The organism is Streptomyces sp. 2114.4 (assembly GCF_900187385.1).
GTDB classification, from domain to species: Bacteria; Actinomycetota; Actinomycetes; order Streptomycetales; family Streptomycetaceae; genus Streptomyces; species Streptomyces mooreae.
The window spans coordinates 1183038-1206655 of sequence record NZ_FYEY01000001.1 but is presented as its reverse complement, the minus strand read 5'-3'; the positions used below and the strand labels follow the sequence as shown (position 1 = coordinate 1206655).

Here is a 23618-nt window from a genome sequence, read left to right as displayed (position 1 = left end):
CCGTGATGGACAGCAACGGTGCCGCCGACACCGACCCCCGCGACGACGCGAGCCCGGCGCGATTGCGCCAGGCACTCGGCCAATTCGCCAGCGGAGTCACCGTGGTCACCACCGCGACGGGCGAGCCGGGCGATCTGCACGCACACGGTATGACCGCGAACGCCTTCACCTCGGTCTCCCTGGAACCCCCGCTCGTGCTCATCTCGGTCGCCGCCGCGACCGCCACGCACCGGCGGATCGCCGGCACCGGCCGCTACGGGATTTCCATTCTGAGCGAGGCGCAGGAGCCGTTGTCGCAGCACTTCGCGGGCGGTACGCAGCGGCCCGAACTGGTCCGCTTCGTGTGGCGTGACGGTCTTCCCCTGCTGTCCGGCGCCCTGGTGCACCTGTCCTGCAGGGTCCGGCAGTCCCACCGTGCGGGCGACCACACCCTGTTCATCGGAGAGGTCGAAGGGCTCTGGTGCGGTTCGGGGCCGCCGCTGGTCCATTTCCGAAAGCAACTGCACACGCTCGACATCCCTCATCGCGACGAGATACCGGCGCTGCACGGCGCCGGGGACCTTCTCGCCGAGGAGCAGACAGAAAGGCCCGTTCATGTCCGTTGACCTTGGTGTCCGCCCGTGGGACCAGCTGTTCGCCCGGCATGTGGCGGGGGACACGGGTGACCAGATCACCGCCATCCTCAATCAGTCCGGCGCCACGGACGCGATCACCCTCTCCGGTGGCTTCCCGCACCCGGAGACGTTTCCCACCCAGGCCATCGCGGAGAGCTTCCCGCGGGTGCTGGAACAGTCCGTCGCGCTGCAGTACAGCCCCACCGCGGGACTTCCCGGCCTGCGGGACTGGTTCGCCGGCTGGCTCGGCGCGCAGGAGGGCGTCCGCCCGGCGGAGAACGAACTCTGCATCACCAGCGGCGGCATGGAGGGCATCGGGCTCATCAGCCGGTGTGTGCTCGACCCGGGTGACCGTGTCGTCGTGGAAGGGCCGACGTTCTTCGGTGCGCTCGTCGGGTTCCAGCGGAGCCTGACGCAGGTGGAGGCGGTGCCGGTCGACGACGACGGCCTCGACGTCTTGGCGCTGGAGCGGTTGCTGGCCACGTCGAACGGTCCGGTGCCGAAGATCGTGTATGTCATTCCGGACTTCCAGAACCCGAGCGGTCTGAGCATGTCGGTCGAGCGCAGGCATGCCCTGGTCGCGCTGGCGCGGCGGCACGGCATCCTGATCGTCGAGGACGTCGCCTACCGGGAACTGGGATTCGACGGGGAGCGGCGGCCCAGCCTGTGGGCCCTGGGGTCGGATGTGGTGGCCCAGGTGGGCACCTTCGCGAAGACGTTCGCCCCCGGCATCCGGATGGGCTGGGTGGCCGCGCCGGCCGAGCTCGTCGGCCAGCTGCTGCGCGCCAAACAGAACACGGACCAGTGCACCGGAGCACTGGGGCAGTTGCTGCTGGAGGACTACGGGCGCTCGGGCAGGTTCGACCAGGGCATCGCCTTCTCGCGGAAGTTCTACCGTGAACGGCGCGACATCATGGTGGACGCGTTGCGCACGCATCTCCCCGAGGGCATGACCTTCACCCGCCCGCTGGGCGGCTTCTTCAGCTGGATCACGGCCCCCGCTCACCTGGACACCGTGGCGCTCCAGAAACAGGCTCTCGACGAGAAGGTCACCTATGTCCCCGGCGCGGCGTTCTACCCGGACGGCCGTGGCCACAACCAGCTGAGGCTGGCCTACAGCCGGGTTCCCGACGAGAAGATCACCGAGGGAGTGCGCAAACTGGCGAGCGTGCTCACCCGGGCGGACAAGGCGTAGTGCCCACGGCAGCGGGACATCCGATACCGAACGAAGAGGACGCATAAGGTGCAGACCGTTCATCATGAGCTCGTTCGGCCGCCCCAGGACAAGGTCGATGCGCTGCGAGCGCTGCTGCTGCCCGAGTACAGCCCGAGCTGCCTGGTCGCCGACGCCGGCCCGCGGATCGGCGCGATCGGCGGACTGCAGTCCGTCAAGCGGGAACACCGCGCCATCGGCCCCGCGCTGACGATCGACCTTCCGGAGGACGGCCTGGTCGACATTCTGCCGGTGCTGCCGACGGCGAAGCCCGGCGACATCATCGTGCTCGCCTGCCACGGCAACACCCGGATGGCGATGTGGGGCGGGCTGATGGCGACCCTTTCACAGATGGCCGGCATCGCCGGTGCCGTCGTCGACGGCGCCATCCGCGACGTCGACGAATTGCGGGACCTCGACTTCCCGATCTGGTACCGGGCCACCATGCCGCGCCGCTGCCCTCCCGCGGCGCCGCCGGACGCCGACGGGCCCGTGCAGGTCAATGTGCCGGTGCGCATCGGCGGGGAGACCATCGAACCCGGCGACATCGTGGTGGCCGAGGAGAACGGTGTGGGCGTGGTTCCGCCGCAGCTCACCGACGAGGTGATAGCGGCGACAAAGCAGCTTCTCGCCAAGGAAAGCAGCATCCGGGACCAGATCAACGACGGTGCCACGCTGGCTGAACTTCTCGCGCAATTCGGCCATCTTTAACTGCCGATCTCGTAGTGTCCTCGGGCGGCGCCCTATGCGATGCTCGCAGGTGCAACGTGCTTGTCAGGCAGATGAATTGATGGGACACCACCCGTGTTACGAGACAAGGAGAACGACGTGACGGCTAGCTTGACCGTCGACAGCGCCGGATCGGTCAACGACTTCAAGGTCGCCGATCTCTCCCTTGCGGCGCTCGGCCGCAAGGAGATCGAACTCGCCGAGCACGAGATGCCCGGACTGATGGCGCTGCGCCGGGAGTTCGGCCCTGAGCAGCCGCTGGCCGGCAAGAAGATCGCCGGCTCGCTGCACATGACCGTCCAGACAGCGGTGCTCATCGAGACGCTGACCGCGCTCGGAGCCGATGTCCGCTGGGCGAGCTGCAACATCTTCTCCACCCAGGACCAGGCCGCCGCCGCGGTGGTGGTCGGCCCGGACGGCACCGAGAAGGAGCCGTCGGGCAGCGCCGTGTTCGCCTGGAAGGGCGAGACGCTGGAGGAGTACTGGTGGTGCCTGGAGCAGGTGATGACCTGGCCGGACGGCTCGGGGCCGCACTCCATCGTCGACGACGGCGGTGACGCCACCCTGCTGGTGCACCTCGGGGCCGAGTACGAGGCGTCGGGCGTGGTGCCCTCCGCGGACGAGAACGACCCGGAGGACCACCGGCTCCTGCTCGACACCCTGCGCCGTTCGCTGGCCGACAACCCGACGAAGTACCGGGAGATGGCCAAGAGCATCGTCGGTGTCACCGAGGAGACCACCAATGGCGTCAACCGGCTGTACCAGCTGGCGCGGGAAGACAAGCTGCTGTTCACCGGGATCAACGTCAACGACTCGGTGACCAAGAGCAAGTTCGACAACAAGTACGGCATCCGGCACTCCCTGGTCGACGGCATCAACCGGGCCACGGACGTGATGATCGCCGGCAAGCTCGCGGTGGTCTGCGGCTACGGCGACGTCGGCAAGGGTGCCGTCGCTTCGCTGCGCGGCCAGGGCGCGCGCGTGGTCGTCACGGAGGCCGACCCGATCTGCGCGCTGCAGGCCGCGATGGACGGGCTGCAGGTCGTCACGCTGGACGACGTGATCTCCTCGGGTGACATCTTCATCACCACGACGGGCAACCGCGACATCATCATGGCCGACAGCATGGCCAAGATGAAGCACAACGCGATCATCGGCAACGTCGGGCACTTCGACAACGAGATCGATATGGCCGGTCTCGCCAAGGTGACCGGCATCAAGAAGATCGAGATCAAGCCGCAGGTGCACGAGTGGGTATTCCCCACTGGCAAGTCGATCATCGTGCTGAGCGAGGGCCGGCTGCTCAACCTGGGCAATGCGACCGGCCACCCGAGCTTCGTGATGTCCTGCTCGTTCGCCAACCAGACGCTTGCACAGGTCGCGCTGCACACCAAGGGCGAAGAGTACGAGACCAAGGTCTACACGCTGCCCAAGCATCTCGACGAGAAGGTCGCACGGTTCCACCTTCCCGCTCTCGGCGCCAAGCTCACGGTGCTCACCAAGGTGCAGGCCGAATACGTCGGCGTCGACGTGGACGGCCCCTTCAAGCCGGATCATTACCGCTACTGAGCCCCTGCGTTCGTGCAGAGGTGCACAAGTGACTTCTGAAACCGGTCGCTGAACAAGAGAACGTCCGTTTCCGGTATGCCGGGAGCGGACGTTCTCTTGTCGTGGTGCGCTCGTCTGCCCAGGGCAGCGGCGGACGCGGGAGCTTCCCGTGCCCGCCGGCTATCCCGCCGACCGGCCGAAGAACTCCAGCTCGGCGATCGCCACTTGCTTTTCGTCGGTGGCGCCGTATGCGGTGTGCAGAACCAGCCGTACGGTCATCGCATCCCGTACGGGCGCACTGATGCTCTGTGCCCCGCCGTCGTTGAGCCGGTGTTGCGAGACGTGCTGCTTGCCCGCGGAGTCGGTCACGATCAGGTCGAACTCGCGCGGACGGGCCGGGTCGGCGGCCTGCGGGGTGCGGCCGGACGCTCCGGGGGTGATCACTATGTTGAGGAGGTTGGTGGGCTGGCCGAAGCCGGTCTCCAGGTACTGGCCGTCGGAGTTGCCCGAATAGCCCGTGCCCCACCAGGTGTTGGAGTAGCCGTCGAATGCGAGCTTCACGCCGTGCTGGGGGCCGGAGTGTGATGCCCGCCAGGTGGCGGGGGCCACGGGGACACGGTCGGCGAAGTGGTCCTGTACGGCCCGTGCGGCCGGCGGCCCCCCGATGATTCCGCCGGCCACGGCGGCCGCGATCACCGCCGCCACCACTGCCCGGGTGATCCACCGGGTGCGGTTGTGGTGCAGCCGCGGCCGCTGCCCGGCGTACGGGCCTTCGGCGGTCTCCGGTGCGGTCTCGTCGAGGAGGGTGGCGCAGCTCCGGCAGAAGTGCCGGCCCGGCGCGTTGAGCGTGCCACAGCTGCGGCACGGTGCGCCGTGCTCGGGCTCGGGGGCCGCCTGCGGGGTACGCACCCGGGGCCGGGCCGCCTCGGGCCGGCCCGGCAGTACGCTCCCGGGTGCCTCGACGGGCGGGATGGGGGAGGCGTCCGGCACGGGGACCAGGAGGGCGCGGATACCGGTTTCGGAGATGCCCCCCTCGCCGGCCGGACGGGGGGCGGCCGGCCCGGCCGGGCCGCTCGGGCTGCCCTGGCCGTCCCGGCTGCCCTGGCTGTCCGGACCGCCCGGACCGCCCGGACCGTGCTGGGGCCGGCCCACGCCCCCGTCGTGCGCCGAAGCCGGCGGGAGCGGGGCGGTCGGCTCCGCGCCGGTGCCCTGCTGCGGGGCGGCGGCCGGGTGGGGGCCCTCGCCGGTGCCGGGAGCCGGAGTGGCCGGGGGAGCGGTGGGGGTGGAGGGGCCCGCTCCGGGTGGGGTGGCGTCGGACCGTGCGGGGCGGTCCGGGGCGTGCCGGCCGGGGGCGGATTCCGGGACGCCCGTCCCGGTGGGAGGAGCCGGCTGCGCCGCGGCGGCCGTAGGCCCCCGGTCCGCGGTGGGTGAAGGCTGCGCCGGCCGGTCCCAGCGCAGGAAGGCGCCGCAGGAGTCGCAGAAGGACTGGTCCGACTGGGGGGCGGGGGCGCCGCAGTCGGGGCAGGTGATGTGGTCGGTGGGCATGGGTCAGGTTCCTTGAGGAGTGAGCAGGTGGGTCACCTCGGCCGTGAAGGGGAGGTGGGCGGGGCGGGCCGCCGCGACGACGGCGTGCAGACGGTGCGGGTCGACGGCGGACGGATCGTGGACCCGCAGGGTCACCCGCAGACCGGCGTGCGGTGAGCCGGGGAAGGGGCCGAGGGGGCGCGCGGACCAGGTCGCGCCGCCGCTCTCGGTGATCTCCGGGCGTACCCCGAAAGCCAGTTGGACGGCGTTGGACAGACCGCGCCGAGTGCCGCGTACCCGGTGCAGCGAGACGGCCTCGGCCACGGCGCGGCGGCGGGTCGCCAGCGGTTCCGTCCCGTCGAGCTCGGTGCCGACCCAGGTGGTCAGCCAGTCGACGAAGTCCTCGGGCGCGAGGGCGGGCGTGAAGTAGCTCTCCAGGCAGTCCAGGACGTTGAAGAGGGGGGCGAGGACGACATCGAGACCTTCGACGAAGCGCTGGGCGAAGTCGTCGTCCGCGTAGACGGCGGGGAGCTGCCCGCCCAGGGGGTGCGGGGAGGCCATCCCCGCGGGCGTGCCCCTCATCGGGCCTCGATGACGCGGACGCGGTGGTCGAAGGGGAACAGGAGGGCGGACGGGGCCAGCTCAATGCGGTCGGTGGCGTCGCCGCGGCGCCCGGTGAGCGGGTCGGCGGGGTGCAGCAGGACCTCGTCGACGAGTTCCACACCGGGTACCCGCTGCAGGGCCGCGAAGATCTCACCGGAGCGCAGCGGGCGGCCGAAGGGCCAGCCGTCGCCATGGGCTCCGCCGGTCAGCGGATCGAGGTAGGCGTAGAGCGCGTCCAGGGCCTCGGCCCGTACGCGGTCGGCCCGCGCCGCCCGGAAGGAGTGCAGCGTCGCGACCACCGTGACGCCCTGGTAGAAGGGCGGGCCGACCGCGAGCCGGGTGCCCAGGGGGCGCCGCTCGTCGAGGAACTGCGTGACCCGGCCCAGCAGTTCCTGACCGGGCACCAGCTGTTCGAAGCGGAGCCGGCCGCCGCGGTCGGGGACGGCCTGGGGGACGACCAGGACCCGGACGGCGTTCTCGCCGGTCTGCCCCGCCTGCCCCGCCTGCCCGGGAGGGCCGTTCTGGCCGGTCGGGCCCGCATCGGCGCCCGACCCGCTCGCCGTGCCCTCGGCGCCCGTCGCGCGCGTGGCGGGATCGACCGCGAGACAGGCGATACGGGCGGCCTCGGGGGCCGCGCGCCGCGCCAGCTCCTCGTAGTCGCGGGCGGTCACGGCCCGCTCCTGTGCGCGCAGCGCGATCGGTGCGCGCACCTTCGCCTCCTGCACCGTCTCGCCGTCGACCCCGCCGCGCGCCGCCTCCCGGTTCTCCACCCGCGCCACGTACGGGATCGAGCTGCGCAGCACCTGGATCGCGCCGCGCGCCACGTTGCCCGACCGCCCGCCGCCGGTGCGGTAGTGCGGCGCCCGGATCACCGAGCCCTTGACCGGTACGGCCCCGAACTGACGCACCGAACCGTCCGGTTGCCGCACCGAAGGGCCGAACGCGATCTCGCCGGTCGCCTCCTCCAGCGTGATGTGCCGGTCGTACGGACCGGAGGACGCGAAGTCGGCGACGACCTGCCACTCCTGCCAGCCGTCCCCGTCCGAGATCTCCAGCCGCAGCGGCGGGCGGTCGGCGACGACGGGTGCCTGCGCCAGGCGCAGCCGCTGGCCGGGCACGCCCGTGGACTCGCCGAGCGGCTCGTCCCGTACCACCTCGGCGTGCGCGACCCTCGTCGTGCCCCCGATGGTGAACGCCGAGGCGGCCCGTACGGTCGGTGAGGCGCTGTAGAACGGCTGGCCGGGCGCGGCCTCGACGACCCGGCAGCGCAGCCAGGCGGCATCCGCCCGGCCGACGCGGGAGACGAGGTGACCGGCCGGGACGTGCAGCACGACCTCACCGGGCCGGTTGAGGCCGCCGGTGGAATCCTCCTCGACCTCGCACTCCGTCCACCCGTCGGCGGTCCATGCCTCCCAGCGCAGCGGCGGCTGGCGCGGGTCGACGCCGACCCCGTCCACCCGGCTGTCCAGCCGCAAGACCGCAGCGCACCGCGGCACCGCCGCCGACAGCCCGAACAGGAGGGTGTCACCCGGCTGCGGGGCGGCCGCGAAGACGGCCACATCGCGGCCGCCGAAGACATCCTGGCCGCAGTCCTCGGGGGTGGTCCCCGACTCCTGCCGCAGCACGGCCGCCAGCTCGCACGGCACGACGGTCAGATCGTCCTCGGTGGCGAAGGACACCGCCTCCTCGGTCTCGGTCCGGCCGGTGGCCACCTCCGTCCCGGCGGGCAGCACGACCGGCTCGGCCTGCGGGGCGGAGAGCCAGAAGGTGACGTCGGCGCGGGCGGCCGAGGGCGGGAAGAGGGTGACACCTAGCAGGTCGAGGAAGGCCAGGTGGTTCTTCTCCGGCACCCGGTTGAGCCGGTAGACGATCTGGTCGGCCATGTGCGCCACGGCCTCGATGAGGGTCACTCCGGGGTCCGAGACATTGTGATCGGTCCACTCGGGGCAGCGCTGCTGGATGTAGCGCTTGGCGTCGTCGACGAACTGCTGAAAGCGACGGTCGTCGAGATGGGGTGCGGGCAGTGCCATCAGGCTTCGCTTTCGGTGGACGCGGCGGACGCGGTGGAGGGTGATTCCGAGGACGGGATCACATAGAAGGGGAAGACGAGGCTGCGCGGGTTGTTGGTGCCGCGCACGCTGTAGCGCACGTCGATGAACAGCACGGACGGATCGTCGGACGCCGGATTGACCTCGACGTCCTGCACCTCGATCCGCGGCTCCCAGCGGTCGAGCGAGGACCGCACCTCGTAGCGGATGCGCCCGGCGGTCGCCTCGTTCACGGGGGCGAACACCATGTCGTGGACGGCACAGCCGAACTCCGGCCGCATCGGGCGCTCGCCGGGCGCGGTGGCGAGGACGAGCCGGATCGACTCCTCGATCTCGCGCTCGCGGCGGGCCAGGGCGATCCCGCCGGCCGCGTCCGTGCGCAGCGGGAAGGTCCAGCCCGCGCCGACGAACTGTTCACTCATGTCCGGTGACCCCCTCGATATGCATGTCCCTCACCTTCCTCGAGCCCCTAGAAGGGAATGCCGTTGCGCAGCACGGCCGGTGCGTTCAGCGTGACCGTGGCCGGCGAGTTGATGGCGGCCGCGGCGCCCGCGTTGACGGCCACCGCGCCCACCGCGCTGACGGAGACCGCACCGACCGAGTTGACGGCCACCGCACCCGCCGACTTGAGGCTGATGGCCCCGGTCGCGTTGATGTCCGCCACGGCGCCCGCCGTGACGCCGAACTTCGCGCCCGCCTTGATGTCGACCGCCCCGCCGGCGCTCATCGTCAGCGAACCCGCCGCGGCGAGCGACAGATTGCCGCCCGCCTTGATGCTCACGTTCCGGGTCCCGGTGATGGAGACGGAGCCGTCGCTGCGAATGGTGACCTGGGTGCGCGTCTCGTCCATGTGAACGGTGAGCTTGCCGTTGCCGGTCTGCAGCCGGATCCCGCTCTTCATCCGGGTCTTGGCGTCCAGCAGCTCGACGGTGTGCCCGCTGCGCGAGGAGAAGCTGCGCCAGTTGACCCGCCCGCTGGTCGGGTCGACCGCGGGGAGCCCGTCCGGCTCCCGGGGCGGCTTGTCCTGGCCGTTGTAGAGCCCGGCGAGGACGTACGGATGCTCCAGCGAGCCCCGGTCGAAGGCGCACAACACCTCGTCGCCGACCTCCGGCAGGACCAGCCCGCCGCCCCGTACGCCGCCCAGCTGCGCCACCCGGCACCAGTCGCTCTCATAGGTGTCCGACAGCCAGGGGAAGCGCAGCCTGACCCGCCCCAGCCTCAGCGGGTCCTTGGCATTGCTGACCAGGGCCATCGCCACGCCCGGCATGGGCGGTGCCGCTGGTGCACCGCCGGACGCGAGCCCGTACAGCGACCGGAACTGCCGCCCCGAGACGGTCAGCCAGGTGGTGAACTGCCGCCCGGACTCGAAGACATGGCGGACGCCGGTCGCGGTGTACTTGCCCTCGAAGGGGAAGCCGGCGCCCTTGAGCGCGACGGGCAGGCCCGGCTTCAACTGCGGATTCCCGGTGACGGCCACCTCCAGCTCCGCGAAGGAGCCCGCCACGTCATCGGCGAGCGCGCGGGCCGCATGGGTGACCTGGGCCTGGGTGGTGAACGGTGTCTCCGTGGCGGTCAGTTCGGCCGTCCCGAAGGGCTTGCTGAGCGCCCCGGGCGCGATATCGGCGATGATGTCCTTGCTCGTCGTGGCCGGGGACTGTGCGGACAGCGCGCGCTTGGCCCGCATGTCCCAGCCCCGCGCGCCCGCCTTGTTGACCTGTCCGGCGGCGGTGACGGCGATCCGGCTGTGCAGTGCGTTGTGGCCGAACTCCAGGACGTACGGGCTCTGCGCGGCCGGTGTGGTGTCGGCGGGCGCCGACGCGGCCGGGGCGAGCTGGCCGAACTGCAGCTTGCCCTTCGGGTCGAACGACAGATGGACGTCGTTCTCCTGGGCGAGGCGGGTCAGGAAGTCCCAGTCGGTGATGTTGGGCTGGGTGGCCAGCTCGTACACGGTGCGGGTGGCCTCCACCTTCCCGAGGGAGAGCCCGTTGAGGCCGGCGACACGGCGCACGATGTCGCTCGCGGTCATGTTGGGGTAGCCCGCGACGCGGTGATTGCGCAGCAGCCGGTGCCCCGGGTCATAGCCCCGTACGACCAGCGACTTGCCACCGGCGTCCGCGTCGACTTCGAGAGCGGTGACCTCGCCGGTCACCATGGGGGTGCCGCGCTGCCCGTCCGTGAACGGGGACAGCACCACCTTGGCGCCCACCTTGATCTGCGGAAACGTCTTGAGGATGTCCGAACCCGTGTCACTGAAGGTGAGCTGGAAGGCGGACGGCACATTGACGCTCGCGTCCACCCAGCCTTCGGTGAGGAGGGCGGCGAGCTTGTCGGGCAGCGGCGCGCCGCCGATCTCGGCGTGCAGGACGCTGGTGTACGTCTTCTCGCTCATCGGATGTTCTCGCTGGTCATCGGGCGGCCTCCTGGGTTGTCGGGCGACCGGTGGGGTGGCCGGTGGGACTGTGCGCGGGACGGCTCGGTGAGCCGCCTGTGGGCCGGGCTTCGGACCGGTCCTCGGACCGGCCTTCGGGAGAGCCTTCGGGAGGGGCCTCGTCGGCGGCGGGCAGCAGCAGCTCCGTGCCCGGCCGGAGCCGCATCGGATCGTCGATCTCGTTCGCCTCCGCGATCAGCCGCCAGCGGGTCGCGTCCCCGTACTCCCGCCAGGCCAGCGAGGCGAGCGAGTCACCCGCGACCGTGCGGTGGATCCGGCGTGCGGAGAGCGCGCCGGAGGTGGGGTTCTGCCCCTTGGTGGGCATGGCCACCTCGGTGAGGGACAGGGCGCAGGTGGCGCGGATCGGCTCGCCGGTGGGGTTGAAGAGGGTGTACGTGGCGTTGACGCTGGTCACGTACGCCACGAACTGGACCGTGTTGAATGACCCCCAGGAAAACCGCACCCAAGGCGGCGAAGGACGCTTGGAATTGACGCTCTGTGCCGTCACCTCGCAGCAGGACAGCAGCAGTTCGACCTGCTTCTGCACCTTCCCGGAATTCGGGGTGCCGGAGGCGTCCAGGAACACCTCCAGCTGGAGCGTGGCGGGCCGGGTGCCGGTGAACTTGGGCGGTGCACCCCGCATATAGGCGACCGCGGCCTGGGTGCGCCACTCTGCCTCCCGTCCGAGTTGCAACTGGGTCGGATTGAACTGGAACTCCACCTCGCCGATGCGGCCGCCCATGGAACCGCCGAGGTCGGTGGGGGGCTGATGGATCGCCAGCGCGGCCCGTACGAGGCTGGCGCCCGCCTTCCCGCCGGTCGGTGCGGCCACCTCAGGCACCTCCCGCGTCGGTGAACCCGTGGTGGGCGATCTCCAGCGTCTCGGTCGCCACGGCCGGGCTGGCCGGATCCAGACTCGGCCCCTGCCAGCGCACGGGCAGCACCTCCACCAGGCCCCACTGCGCGACGACCGAGCCGTCGGCGCGGAGCGCGGCGATCTGGGCGGTGGGCCTGCTGATGCCGGTGGCGAGCGACGAGATCCAGGCGGCCACCCGGGAGGTGTCGGCGGTGAGGGGGCGGGTGAGACGGATGGTGGAGAACGTCACGCGGGTGGGCAACTGCCAGACGAAACCGTTGTTGCCGCCCTCCTGCCGCTGCTCCACCTCGACCTCGGAGGCCAGGCCGTCGCAGCCGTTGAACAGGCCGAGGTCCTGGCCGTCGATGGTCAGCTTGAAGAAGACGGTGGAACCGGGGTCCAGGGCCTGGGGCATGGTGGGTGGTCTTTCAGGTGGGGTGGTGTGGTGGGGCGGGGCTGGAGGGGCGCGTGGGCGGGTGCGTGCGGGTGTGAGCGGGCGGGCGGGGGGTGTGGGACGGGCGGGCCGGACGGGTGAGGGTCAGCGGCCGTGATCGCGTAGTCGGCCGATGCGCTCGCGGTCGCCGCGCAACTCGGCGCGGAGCAGCCGTGAGAGAGGCGCTACGAGCCGGCGGGCGAGGGCGTCCAGGGCGGCGGGGTCGGTGGGGTCGGCTGGGCTGGTGGGGGCGGCAGGGGTGGACGGGGCGGTTGGGGCGGCTCCGGCGGGTGTGGGCGGTGTGGGGGCGGCTGCGGAGGGGCCCGCGGCGCGCTGGATCGGTCGGGGGGCTCCTGCAGGGGTGGGGCCGGGGGGTGGTGCGGACGGCGCGGGGCGGGGGAGGACGGGCGGTGCGAGGGAGCGAGGAGCCGGGGCCCGAGCCGCGGCCGGAGCCGGAGCCGGAGCCGGGGCAGGGGCGTGGGGTGGAGCAGGATTCGGGGTCGCGGCCGAGGCCCGAGCCCCGGGAGCGGTGGGTGCACGCTGCACCATGGGCATGCCGGGGACGGTGGGGGCGGTCCGGACCGTACGCGGTGGGGTGAGCGGGTGGCCAGGGGGCCGTGCCGGGGCCGGCGGGGGCACTGCTGGTGCCGGTCCCGGGGGCAGTGCCGACGCCGGTGTCCGTGCCGCCATCGGTGTCTGGGCCGACTTCTGTAGGGGGACTACTGGGACGCTCGCTCGTCGGTGCGCCGGTCTCCTTGCGCTTGCTGTGCCGACTGTGCCTGCCGTGTCTGCTGTGCTGTCTGTGTCTGCTGTGGCGACCGTGCCCGCCGTGGTGACCGTGCGCACTGCGCTCGTCGTGCCTGCCATGCCTGTCGTGCCTGCCGTGCCCGCTGGGCTTGTTGTGACCGTCGTGTCGACTGTGCTCGCTACGGGGCGTAGGGCTACGGCCGGTGTGGGCTGCGGGCTCGACCGCTGTACCGCTGCGGGGCCGGCGGACTGCGGCGCCGCCTGCCCTGTGGACCGTTGCCAGGCAGACGGGTCCAGTGCACGTGCCGACGCGAGCGGCGCTCGCCGGGCGGCGAGTGGAGCGGGGGCGCCGGCCGTCAGCGCTCGATGCGTCGGCGTACGGAATTCCCAGGGGTGGGGCTCCGCCGTACGGGATTCCGGGGCGCCGGTCTCCGGCGTACGCCTTTCCGATGTACGTGTCGTCGTCAACGGGCTTACGGCTGAGGAGAGTTCGGTGGGCGCCACGGAACGCTGCACCTTGGCCCGGGCGGTGGTTGGGGCTGGGGCTGGGGTCGAGGCTGTAGTCGTCGGTGCTGGGGTCGGCGTCGAGTTCGGAGTGTGGGCCGTTGTCGGGGCAGGGGCAGGGGCAGGGGCAGGGGGCGGTGTTTGAGCCGTCGTCGGCGCCGTTGTCCCTGTAGGCGAAGGCGAAGGCGAAGGCGTCGGGGCAGCATCCTGGCGTCGGATCGCGGTGGACTCGACGGGTGCGCCGATGAGTGGCTTGCGTGGGGCCATGGGTGTCGAGGGCTGAACAGGGCCAGGCGTACGACGGTCTTCGGCCGGAGGCTGGACCGGCTGTGCGTCGGCCGCAACCGGCACGTCCGTGACCGGGCCACCGGAGTCCGCAGTCAGGATCAGCGGAGCACCAAGTCCCAGGCGCTGGCCACCCCTTCCGTTAGACCGCCGCGCGGGCCGCTGGGCGGGTTGTTCAACTGCCCGTTGGACCGGCTGGTGCGTCCGGTCGCCGGAGCTCGTGGAGGGGCCCGCGGACGACCTCGGGCCCGGCCTCTGGGCCGGGTGGTCGCTGGTGTTGGAGTCCGCATGCGGGCGTGTGTTCCCGGACGAGGAGGTAGACGAGACCGGTGGTCGTGGAGTGAGGGCGGGGCTCGCGCTGGTTGGTGTACCCGGAGCCGGCGAGGCCGGGGCACCGCCAGACGCCGGGGCACCGCCAGACGCCGGGGCACCGCCAGACGCCGGGGCGGCGCCGGGTGCCGAGCCCTTGCTCAGAGCGTTGTCCTCCGGTGCGCTGCCCTGGTTCGAGGCACCAGGCCGGGCCGGGCCAACAGCTCGCCGCTGTATGGCTCGTTGGGGCACATTGGGTCGTACGGATGCGGTGGCCGGTGCCGCCCCCTCGCCCGTCGGCTCTGCGGTAGAGGCACGAGGGGAAGGGGAGGAAACAGGGGGCGGCGCCGCTTCGGACCTCGTGGTGGGCGTCGCTGCCGGTGCCGCTGCCGGTGTCGGCGCTGCTGCTTCGGTGCGTGACACAGGAGCGTCGGTTGTCGAGGAGGCGGGGGAAGCGGAGGGGGCGGTGCCGCTGTTCCCCCTATGCGACGAGGAGGCTGTCCGCAGCCTCCGCGGCGGCATGGCGACCCTGCCCGCCGAGGTGAGCGGGGACCGCACCCCGGCAGCCCTTTGTACGGGCATGGCGACGGGCATCGCTGAGGGAAGGGCAGCCGCCCTCGCCCCACGCGAAGCGGAGCGAGCGGCTTCCTCCCGCAGGGGGCCAGACGGCGTGACAGACGGCGTGCTGGACGGCCTGCTGGACGGTGTGACGGACGGCAGAGCTGACGACCGGGCAGGTGGCAGAGCAGGTGGCACAGCAGGTGGCAGGGCAGAGGACCGGACAGGTGTCGTGACGGCCGACGGCCCGGCCGCCGAAGCGACCGGAGACGTGCCCGGCGGGATGACCGATCCTGCACCCGGTGCATCGTTCCGCGGGGCCGCGGCCGACGCCCCGCCTCCCGAAGACGGCTGACGAGGCGTGCGCGAGGCAGTCGTCGGGGTACGCGGCACGCCACTCGGCGAGGCCGACCGCTGTACGGCACCGGCACCCCGGCGCGCAGGACGTGTCACGCCCCCGGTCTCCGAAGGTGCCGCACCCGGGGGCTCAGCAGGTGCCGCACCCCGGGTTTCCGTACGTGCCACACCCTTGCCTTCCGGACGTACCGCACCCCGGGTCACGGGACGTACCGCCCCCCGGGCCCCGGGACGCACCGCACCCCCGGACTGCCCAGCATGAGCCCCGGACCGCACCCCGACACCTTGCCCCGAGCCCACACCCTGGCTCACGCCGGCAGCTCGCCCCGCGCCCGCCCCCGACGCGGCAGCGAACCAGGAGGCCGCCCCCGCGCTTCCGTCCTCGCCCTCGTCCACCCGGCCCGCGACCGGAAGCCGCTGAATCGGCAGCCCGAGGTCGACGGGACGGCCCGCGACGGGCACCAACGCATCGCGCAGCACACCACCGGGAGCCGAGGCGCGTACGTCATGCCCCAGCTCCCCGCCGAAGGAGGGGTTGCGGTGCGCGCTCAGCGACGCGGCGAAGCCGGCCTCCGCAACCGTGCCGGGCGCCCCCAGGACCCGCTGGATGGGGGGCACGGCGGACCAGCCACCGTCGCCTCCGCCACCGCTGCCACCGTCCGCGCCCCCGGCGGAAGCCTCCGCAGCCGCCCCGACCTCAGGCCCCCGTGCACGCTGCGCACGCCGCTGCGTACCCTGCGCGCCCCGCGCCCCCCGACGCCACCCGAACAACCCCATCCTCCGTCACTGCTTCCCTTCAGCCCGCTCCACCAGGGCGGCGATCTGTGACACGTACGCGCGCCGGTCGGCGTGTTCGAGGTCGAGGATGTCGTCGATGCCCCAGTGGAAGTGGTAGGCGAGGTAGGCGACTTCCTCCTCGATACGCCCGGTCGCGTACGTCACGATTCCCCCAGGCGGCTCCCGGCCAGTTCCACTTCGAAGGGCTCCTCGCAGTGCGGGCAGGACACCGCGGCGCGCGTGTGGCCCTCCGCATTGATCTGCCGGTAGAAGTCCTGCAGAAAGGCCAGGTCGGAGGCGAACATGTTCTCCACCGTCCCGTCGTGCACGGAGGCGAGCGTGCCGAGCCGGGTGATGACCCGGCCCAGCAGCACGACCGACAGATACGCCGGGTTCTCGCGCACGCGCACATCCCGCAGCGGGATCAGCTCGTCCCGTGCCGTCGCGAGCCGCATCGCGCCGTTGCGGTGGACGGTCCCGGACTCGTCCACGAACCCGCGCGGCAACTCGAACTCGAATTCCGTACGCAAGGTCTCACGCTGCTGAGGTGCCCCCGCCGGGCCGTCGCGCCGCATTACTCGATGACCAGCTCTTCGAAGACGATGGTGACCTGCTCGGTCAGCGCGGCGGCGTCGCCCGCCTTGACCCCGCTGGTCTCCACCTTGCTGCACCAGGCGTTGCGCATGTTGTAACGCTTCACGGGGTTGTTCTGGTAGTCCATCATCATGATGGTGGCGTTCTTACGGGCCGAACCCATGTCGCCCGCGATGGACTTGTTGATCCACTCGCTGAATGCGCCGCTCTGCGTCATACCGCGCGTCACCGTGCATTCGCCGGCCTTCTTCGTGCCGGGCATCTTCTTGACCACGGGCTTTCCGTCCGCCGAGACCTGCTGGTATTCGATGACGTCCTGCTCCATGGTCAGGCCGCTGACCTCCTGCAGATATTCGACCATCACGCCGTCGATCTGCAGGCCGAAATTGTGTGAGGTGAGGGCATCACCGGGCTGAAGGGACAAGGCGGTTCACTCCTGTTGAAGTAACTCTGTACGGGTGGGGAAGGGAGAGGAGAAGGAGAAGGAAAAGGAAATGGAGAAAGAAAGGGGGCTGCGAGCAGATCTGCCGCTGCCGCTACTGCTACTACTCCTCCAACTCCCCGCCACCGCCCGAGAACTGGGCCAGCCGGAAGACCACGAACTCGGCGGGCTTGACCGGTGCGATGCCGATCTCGCACACCACGCGGCCCAGGTCGACGGACTCGACAGGGTTCGTCTCCGCGTCACACTTCACGTAGAACGCGTCCTCGGGCCGCTGTCCGAACAGGGCGCCCGAGCGCCACTCGTTCACCAGGAACGCCGAGATATTGCGCCGGATGCGGGCCCACAGCGCCTCGTCGTTCGGCTCGAACACCACCCACTGGGTGCCGATGAGAATCGACTCCTCCAGGTAGTTGAAGTAGCGCCGTACGTTCAGGTAGCGCCAGGCCGGGTCGGAGGCCAGGGTCCGCGCGCCCCACACCCGGATGCCGCGTCCGGGGAAGGCGCGGATGCAGTTCACCCCGACCGGGTTGAGCAGGTCCTGCTCACCGCGGGTGATCTGCAGCTCCAAGTCGACCGCACCGCGGACGATTTCGTTGGCCGGGGCCTTGTGAACGCCACGCTCGGAGTCGTTACGGGCCCACACACCGGCCATGTGACCGGACGGCGGAATGGTGCGGGTCTGGCCCGTCGCCGGGTCGAAGGCCTTGATCCACGGGTAGTAGAGCGCGGCGTAGCGGGAGTCGTAGCCCGCGACCTCCTGGCGCCACTTGCGGATGTCGCGCGCGTTGAGCGCCGGCGGCGGGTCCAGGACCGCCATCCGGTCGCCCATCAGCTCGCAGTGCGCGACCAGGCCCAGCTGGACGGCCTTGACCTGCTCCAGGTCGATCAGACCCTGCTGGTAGGCGGCCATCAGGTCCGGGACGGCCACCATGTTGACCTCGTCCAGCGCCTCCAGGCCGCCGAAGCCGGTGCGGTCGGCGGAGTCGCCGATGAACTGGCCGGAGGCCAGCCGCTCGCCCGCGGCGGGTGTGGCGGGGACGGTGGGCGCCGGGGCGGGCGGGGCCAGCGTGACGCTCTGTGCGTCCGGCTTGGCCAACTGCCCGGCCGGTGCGGCCTCTTCGACGACGATCGTCTTGGACCGCTGCTTCACCTGCGTGACGACGAAGTTCCGCGAGCTCTTCTTCGCGCTGGCGTCAAAGCTCTCGACGACTTTGTCGCCGTCCTTGACGACCAGCTTGAACCGGTCGGCGCTGCCCTCGCCCTCGACGTCCTGTACCTCGACGGTGAGCGCCCCGGCGCCCGCGGAACCAGCCGTGATCGCCGCGACCTTGAAGGTTCCGAGCGTGGTCGGCTCCCCGGCCGTCAGCGCCTTGGGCGCCTCGCTTGCCACGGTGGCCTGCGGCTCTCCATCGTCGGACCCGCCGACCCGCACCACATACGCGGCCGTTCCGCCGTTGTTGAAGAACCCGTACACGGAGTGCGCGAGGTAGTACCCGTCCGTGAACTCACCGAAGGCGGCCACGTACTGGGACCAGTTCGTCACCAGTGTCGGCTCGTTGAGCGGGCCGGTGGGCGCCAGGCCGACGAAGGCCGCCACCGACGTCCCGACCCCTTCGATGGGCCGCGATCCGCTGGCGACTTCCTCGACGTAGACGCCGGGGGACAGGTAGGTGGGCATGTTCTGTTACTCCCTGGAAGTGGTACTCGGCCTGGTGGCCTTTTCTACGGTGGTGGCTCGGCGACGCGAGGGCCTGCCCTGTGGGGGCGAGGGAAGTCGGGGCATCGCGTACTCGAAGGCGGAGTGGAGCGCAGTACGGGCGGGGGCGCGGTGTGGCCGCAGGCCGGGCCGTGCCGGTACTGCTCCCGGGGGGCCGGGGCGGCCGAGAACGCCGCGTATCCCACGGCCCGTTGGCGGGCGGCGGTCGCCTCCGGGGCGAGGCGCCCGGCCTCGCCGGCCGCGGCCAGGCGGGCCGCGTCACCAGCGGGGGAGGGCGTGGTGCGCGTGGCGCGCGGCGCCTGTGCTCGGCCGCTCCCCGAGCCGGGCTGCCGGTCCTTCGCCCGCATGACGTACCTCCCCCTCACCGCTGATGCACTTCTGCGCTCTACTCTCCCGACCCTGTCCCATGGGCGGGCCGGGCTGTAGAGACGAACGGGCCCCGTCGGGGGCAGAGCGCGCTGCCCGTTAGGTCATGTGGCGGACGCCGACCGCTCCGCGTAGGCCTGGTTCTGGGCGCGGATGGTCGTGTCGAAGGACTGGTCGGTCCCGGCCCGGCCGTACAGCGCGAAGTAGCCGAGGGACTTGCCGTGCTGCAGCGCACTGGCGCGGTCGGCGGCCGCCTCGTAGGTGAGGGTGTCGTCGCCGTCGCGCAGAATCACGGAGGCGAAGTGGTTCGCCCAGCCGTCCTGGGCCGCTCCGGTCAGGTCGACGAAGTGGTTCCCGCCCACGGCGGGTGCGGGGCGCCGCACGCTGAGGCCGCCGTCCGCAGGCCTGCCGATGAGCTGCGCCGCGGCCGCCTGGCAGTCGTTGGGGAGGGTGATCAGCAGCTCGTGCACGACGGCCTCCTGGTTCTCGACCGCGGGGAGGCCGGAGAGGAAGTCGGCGGTCAGGCCCGGCATGAGGACCGCGAGGTCGGTCAGCCCCTCCCGGCCGGCACGTTCCGGGTAGGGGAACCGCGCGGCCACCCAGCCAGCCGCCCATCGTGTCCATTGCCAGCCTCATGGCTTCGGCCCGCAGGCGGTCGACCGTGGGGCCCGGCGGTTCGGTCCGTGCCCGGAGTGCCGTCACGATGCGCTGGGCGAGCGCGACGAGCCGCCTGACTTCCGGGGGGTCGGTCAGGGATCGCTGGTAGGCGGCGTGCTTTTCGCCGCGCTGGGCCGTGCTGTCCCCGCGCACCGGCTCGTGACCGGCGCTCTCCGGGTTCCGGCCCGCGGCCCGTACGGCGGCCTCCGCCCTGGCCGCGTCCTTGTAGACGGGCAGCACCCGGTACAGGGTGCGCTCGCCGACCCGCACCGCTGCCCCGCGCTCCAGGGTGATCGCCACCCGGTCCTGAGCGTCGAGAGCGCGCGCGGCGGCCGCGATCATCTCCGCGTCGGCGTAGGCCTCGTAGCGGCCCCGGATCGCGATGCCGCCGTTCGTGGAGACCTTGTCGAAGCCGAGGGCGGCCGCTCCCTCCGCGTACCGCTGTAGGGGCTCCGTGTGGGGTGAGCGCTGTATGTGTGGTGCGTGCTGCGGGCTTTGGGGGCGCTGGGAGTGCTGCGGATCTCTTGCGTTCTCCTGCGCCGGGGTCAGTGCGCGGGCGACCGCCGCGTTGCCCGCTGTCCGTTGGAGGGCGAGCAGGGCGTCCGGCCGCTGGAGGGAGGGGGTTGAGGCGAGGGTGCGGGGGCGTTCGGGTCCGCGGACGGCGGGGCGTCGCGCCGCTTCCTCTCCCGCCGCCCGCCGTTCGCGTGCGTGCACGGTGGCTCCGTTCTGGCGGGCCGGTGGCTCGTCGGTTCGTGGGGTCGTGGTCCGTCCGGGGGCGGCCCTGCTGCGATTTTCGGCCGCAGTGGTTTTCGCATCCAGAGGCGGGAGGGAGGGTGAACGGGCAGAGCGGTTGCCCTGCCGAACACCGGTGACGGTCGGCGAGTACTGGCGAAGCACAGGAGAGCGCCGGTGAGAAGCCCTGCGGGCCGGAGAAATTGGGAGGATTTACCGTTGGGCCAATATCGGACATCTTCCGGTCTGTTCTGTCGGTGCCCTGGGCTAGTTTGGTAAGGCCGGTACATCAGTGCTGGTCCAAAGGGTGGCGTTGCAGGTCGACGTGGGCAGGGGAGCGAGCTGGCAGTGCTCGGCGACGCGGACGATGTGGACGAGTTGAAGGGCCGGGCGGAGGCGAGCAGCCCGGACCGGGGGGACCGGCTGCGGTTTCAAGTGCTCGGCCCGGTGCGCGCCTGGCGGGGAGACCGTCCGCTGAATCTCGGCCCGGCGCAGCAGCGTGCCCTGCTGGCGGTGCTGCTTCTGCACGGGGGCCGGCCCGTCTCCCTCCCGCAATTGGTGGATGCGCTGTGGGGCGAGCGGCCGCCACCGCGGGCGGTGGGAACCCTGCGGACCTACGTCTCCCGGCTCCGCGGACTGCTGGAGCCGGACCGTCAGCCCCGTGAGCCCGCGCGCCTGCTCGTGTCGTCGAGCGGCGGCTACGCACTACGGGTGGCCGGCGAGGCGCTGGATGCGGCCGCGTTCGAGGAGCGGCTGGTCACCGCGCGCAGGCTCCGGGGAGTGGGCGACACCGCCGGCGCGTGTGCGCAGCTGAGGGACGCGCTGGCGCTCCCGGAAGGCATGGCGCTGGCCGGACTGCCCGGCCCGTACGCCCAGCGGCAGCGTGACCGGTTCACCGAACTGTGCGTCACCGCCCAGGAAGAACTCTTCGACTGCGTCGTGGAGTTGGGCCGGTATGCCGATTCGATGGCCGACTCGATCGCCGGACTGCGCGCCTTCGCCGCCGAGCATCCGCTGCGTGAACGCGCCCAGGCCCTGCTGATGCGAGCTCTGCACAGCGAGGGTCGCCGGGCCGAAGCCCTCGCGGTGTACGCGGCCACCCGCCGCACCCTCGTCGTCGAACTCGGCACCGAGCCGGGCAACGAACTCCGCGCGCTGTATGAAGCGTTGCGCAAAGGGACGGGCGGCAAAGGGGTCGGGGCGGGTGCCGGACCCGGGCCGGCGGCCGGGGAAGCTGCCGGGGCCGGCTCCGGATTCGGGTCCGGGGCCGGATCCGGGTCCAGGTCCGGGCTCGGTGGCAAGCCCAGCCCTCGTTCGGGCCCTGGTTCGGGCCCTGGTTCCGTCCCTGTCGTCGAACGGCCCCGCCCTGCCCGTGACCGCAGCGATGACCACCGTGACCGCAAGGGCAGCCGTGGCCACCGTGACCGCACTGGCATCCAGGACTGCCCTGACCCCCACGACTGCTGTGACAGCCATGACCGCCGGACCGGCCCGCCCCGCCCTCCCCGGGATGCCTTACCTCTCGGCACCCCACCGCCCGTACCGGCTCAGCTCCCGCCCGACATCGCCGATTTCGCGGGGCGAGCGGAGGCCGTCGCGCACCTGGCCTCGGCGCTGCGCGGGGCGGCCGGCGGACGGGCACCGGTGGTGGCCACGCTCAGCGGGCTCGGTGGGGTCGGCAAGACGGCGCTGGCCGTGCATGTCGCCCATGCCGTACGGGACCGCTTCCCCGATGGGCAGCTGTATGCGGATCTGCGGGGCACCGACCTGGCTCCGGCGGACAGCAGCGCTGTCCTGACGCACTTCCTGCGTGCCCTCGGCGTCCCCAAGAGCGCCGTTCCGGACGGGCTGGAGCAGAAGGCCGCCCTGTACCGCTCGCTGCTCGCCGGCCGCGGGGTCCTCGTCGTCCTCGACAACGCCCGCGACAGTGCGCAGGTGCGGCCGCTGCTGCCCGGGGCGCCGGGGTGCGCGGTGCTGATCACCAGCCGTGTGCGGACGCTCGCGCTGCCGGGTGCCCGCTGTGTCGACGTCGAGGTGATGGACGACGCGGAGGCGCTGGGGCTGTTCGGCGCGATCGTGGGGGCGAAGCGGGTGGCCGCGGAGCCGGAGGTGGCACGCGAACTGGTCGCCACCTGCGGCGGGTTGCCGCTCGCCGTGCGTATCGTCGCCGCCCGCCTGGTGTCCCGGCCGGGCCGGTCCATGGCCGACCTCGTGGCCCGGCTGAGCGATGAGCGGCGGCGACTGGACGAGCTGCGGGTGGGTGACCTGGGCGTGGAGGCGACCTTCCGCGACGGCTACGCGGCGCTCGGCCCCGATCTCGCCCACGCCTTCCGCGCCTTCGCCCTGTGTGGTATGCCGACCTTCTGCCGGGGTGCCGCGGCCGCGCTGATGGACACCACCGACGACGAGGCGGAGGCGGCGGTCGAGATGCTGGTCGACGCCGGGCTCGTGGAACTGCACGGTGACGACCGCTACCGCTATCACGAACTGGTCGGACTCTTCGCGCGGCGGCTGGGCGAGGCGCATGACAGCCCGGGGGAGCGGGAAGCGGCGCAGCACCGGTTCTTCGACTATGTGCTGGCCACCGTCCTGATGGCGGGGCGGCTGATCAGGCCGCAGCGTGCCCTGCCCGATCTGCTGCGCCGCCCGGACTCCCCGGGCCGTGCCCTCGCCGACGCCGACGCCGCGCACGAATGGCTCGGCATCGCGCACACCCGGCTGTACGCGGCCGTGGAGCGGGCCTTGGACGCGGCGCCCCGGCTGCTCGGTGCCGCCGTGGACCTCCTCACCGCCTGGTCGCATGCGCTCAGCGGCACCGCGCGTCACCGCGACCTCGAACCGCTCGTTCGCCGGGCCGTGGACAGCGCCCGGCGGTACGGCGGCGACGCGGCCACGACGCGCGCCCTGCGCCTTCTGGGCGCCCCGCGCCACGGCGCTGACTCTCCTGGCCGGACGGAGTGCGCAGCAGGGCGGGGCCTGCGGCCGGCCACCTCGTCCGGCGATCCGCTGACCAGTGCCGAGGCCGCACACGAACTGGCCGTCGTACTCGTGGAGATGGGCCGCCAGCGGGCGGCGCTGCCCCTGCTGGAGGCGGCCCGGGACGTCTTCGCCGCCCTGGGCCGCGGGGCCGAGGTGAACGGTGTCCTCGACCGTCTGACGCACACGTACGTGGCTCTGGACCGCTCAGGGGAAGCGGATGCGGAGGCGGGCCCCGACCCCGACGCCGAAGTGGCTGTCACCAAAGCTGCTGTCGTCAAAGGTGCTGTCGGCGAAGCTCTCCGAGGTACGGAAGCCGGCGGGCGAGGGCATGCGCGCGCAAGTCCGGCACCCGGCCGGCGGTGTGCTGCCGCGGGCCGGACATTCGTGACAGGCGGTGGTCCCGCTGTGGCCGCCGCGGCGGGCGTCCCGCCTTGAGCAGCACGGAGCGGCACCGCGTCCTTCTCTTCCCGGGATCCGGTCCGGTCTGATCCGGTGCGGTCCGGTGCGGTGCAGTGAGCCTCCGCCAACTTGAAGCAGCAGGTCAGGGGGCTGGTGTGATGGGCCTCTGCCAGCACTCAGGCTGGCTGTGGGCTGC

17 protein-coding genes are annotated in these 23618 nt (G+C 72.0%); 5 read left to right on the top strand and 12 right to left on the bottom strand.

The window, feature by feature from the left end; translation table 11 throughout:
• The first annotated feature begins 5 nt into the window (after positions 1–5).
• The 4 genes from CFW40_RS05175 (at position 6) to ahcY (ending at position 4125) form a co-directional block, all read left to right on the top strand.
• Positions 6–605 (top strand): flavin reductase family protein, encoded by a 600-nt coding sequence (locus CFW40_RS05175; RefSeq protein ID WP_088796674.1) that lies wholly within the window; start codon positions 6–8, stop codon positions 603–605.
• Entirely contained in the window at positions 595–1809 is a 1215-nt protein-coding gene (locus CFW40_RS05170) for a PLP-dependent aminotransferase family protein (protein WP_088796673.1), read from the top strand. The genes CFW40_RS05175 and CFW40_RS05170 overlap by 11 nt, the downstream gene beginning before the upstream one ends.
• A 48-nt stretch (positions 1810–1857) precedes the next feature.
• A complete protein-coding gene (locus CFW40_RS05165; RefSeq protein ID WP_088796672.1) occupies positions 1858–2538 on the top strand; it encodes an RraA family protein in 681 nt (226 codons plus the stop codon).
• A 117-nt stretch (positions 2539–2655) separates the two neighbouring features.
• Positions 2656–4125, top strand: a complete 1470-nt coding sequence (gene ahcY, locus CFW40_RS05160) for an adenosylhomocysteinase (RefSeq protein ID WP_256331588.1) — start codon at positions 2656–2658, stop codon at positions 4123–4125.
• 159 nt (positions 4126–4284) lie between these two features.
• Here ahcY and CFW40_RS05155 read toward each other — a convergent pair whose 3' ends face one another.
• From CFW40_RS05155 to CFW40_RS05095, 12 genes are all read right to left on the bottom strand, one after another.
• On the bottom strand, positions 4285–5649 hold the full coding sequence (locus CFW40_RS05155; RefSeq protein WP_088796670.1) for a hypothetical protein: 1365 nt from the start codon (positions 5647–5649) through the stop codon (positions 4285–4287).
• A gap of 3 nt (positions 5650–5652) precedes the next feature.
• Positions 5653–6210 (bottom strand): phage tail protein, encoded by a 558-nt coding sequence (locus CFW40_RS05150; RefSeq protein WP_088796669.1) that lies wholly within the window; start codon positions 6208–6210, stop codon positions 5653–5655.
• Positions 6207–8261, bottom strand: a complete 2055-nt coding sequence (locus CFW40_RS05145) for a putative baseplate assembly protein (RefSeq protein ID WP_088796668.1) — start codon at positions 8259–8261, stop codon at positions 6207–6209. The genes CFW40_RS05150 and CFW40_RS05145 overlap by 4 nt, the downstream gene beginning before the upstream one ends.
• Positions 8261–8701 (bottom strand): GPW/gp25 family protein, encoded by a 441-nt coding sequence (locus CFW40_RS05140; RefSeq protein ID WP_088796667.1) that lies wholly within the window; start codon positions 8699–8701, stop codon positions 8261–8263. The genes CFW40_RS05145 and CFW40_RS05140 overlap by 1 nt, the downstream gene beginning before the upstream one ends.
• Positions 8702–8748: 47 nt before the next feature.
• Positions 8749–10668, bottom strand: a complete 1920-nt coding sequence (locus CFW40_RS05135; protein ID WP_088796666.1) for a VgrG-related protein — start codon at positions 10666–10668, stop codon at positions 8749–8751.
• Positions 10669–10684: 16 nt separating this feature from the next.
• Complete coding sequence (locus CFW40_RS05130) at positions 10685–11539, bottom strand: LysM peptidoglycan-binding domain-containing protein (protein ID WP_256331589.1); 855 nt, start codon at positions 11537–11539, stop codon at positions 10685–10687.
• A 1-nt stretch (position 11540) separates the two neighbouring features.
• Positions 11541–11978 carry a phage tail protein gene (locus CFW40_RS05125; protein WP_088796665.1) on the bottom strand — a complete coding sequence of 146 codons (438 nt, stop codon included), beginning with the start codon at positions 11976–11978 and terminating at the stop codon, positions 11541–11543.
• Between the two features lie 3561 nt (positions 11979–15539).
• A complete protein-coding gene (locus tag CFW40_RS36980) occupies positions 15540–15698 on the bottom strand; it encodes a DUF6760 family protein (RefSeq protein WP_085927347.1) in 159 nt (52 codons plus the stop codon).
• Positions 15695–16108 carry a hypothetical protein gene (locus CFW40_RS05110; RefSeq protein WP_088796663.1) on the bottom strand — a complete coding sequence of 138 codons (414 nt, stop codon included), beginning with the start codon at positions 16106–16108 and terminating at the stop codon, positions 15695–15697. Before CFW40_RS05110 ends, CFW40_RS36980 begins: the two co-directional genes overlap by 4 nt.
• Positions 16108–16551 carry a phage tail protein gene (locus CFW40_RS05105; RefSeq protein WP_018087540.1) on the bottom strand — a complete coding sequence of 148 codons (444 nt, stop codon included), beginning with the start codon at positions 16549–16551 and terminating at the stop codon, positions 16108–16110. The genes CFW40_RS05110 and CFW40_RS05105 overlap by 1 nt, the downstream gene beginning before the upstream one ends.
• 121 nt (positions 16552–16672) lie before the next feature.
• Positions 16673–18250 carry a phage tail sheath subtilisin-like domain-containing protein gene (locus CFW40_RS05100; RefSeq protein WP_088796662.1) on the bottom strand — a complete coding sequence of 526 codons (1578 nt, stop codon included), beginning with the start codon at positions 18248–18250 and terminating at the stop codon, positions 16673–16675.
• 509 nt (positions 18251–18759) lie between these two features.
• A complete protein-coding gene (locus tag CFW40_RS05095; protein ID WP_088796661.1) occupies positions 18760–19254 on the bottom strand; it encodes a hypothetical protein in 495 nt (164 codons plus the stop codon).
• 1138 nt (positions 19255–20392) lie between these two features.
• Between CFW40_RS05095 and CFW40_RS05090 the strand changes: the two genes are divergently transcribed.
• Positions 20393–23458, top strand: coding sequence for a BTAD domain-containing putative transcriptional regulator (locus CFW40_RS05090; RefSeq protein WP_088796660.1), 3066 nt, complete (start codon positions 20393–20395; stop codon positions 23456–23458).
• Positions 23459–23618: the final 160 nt, after the last annotated feature.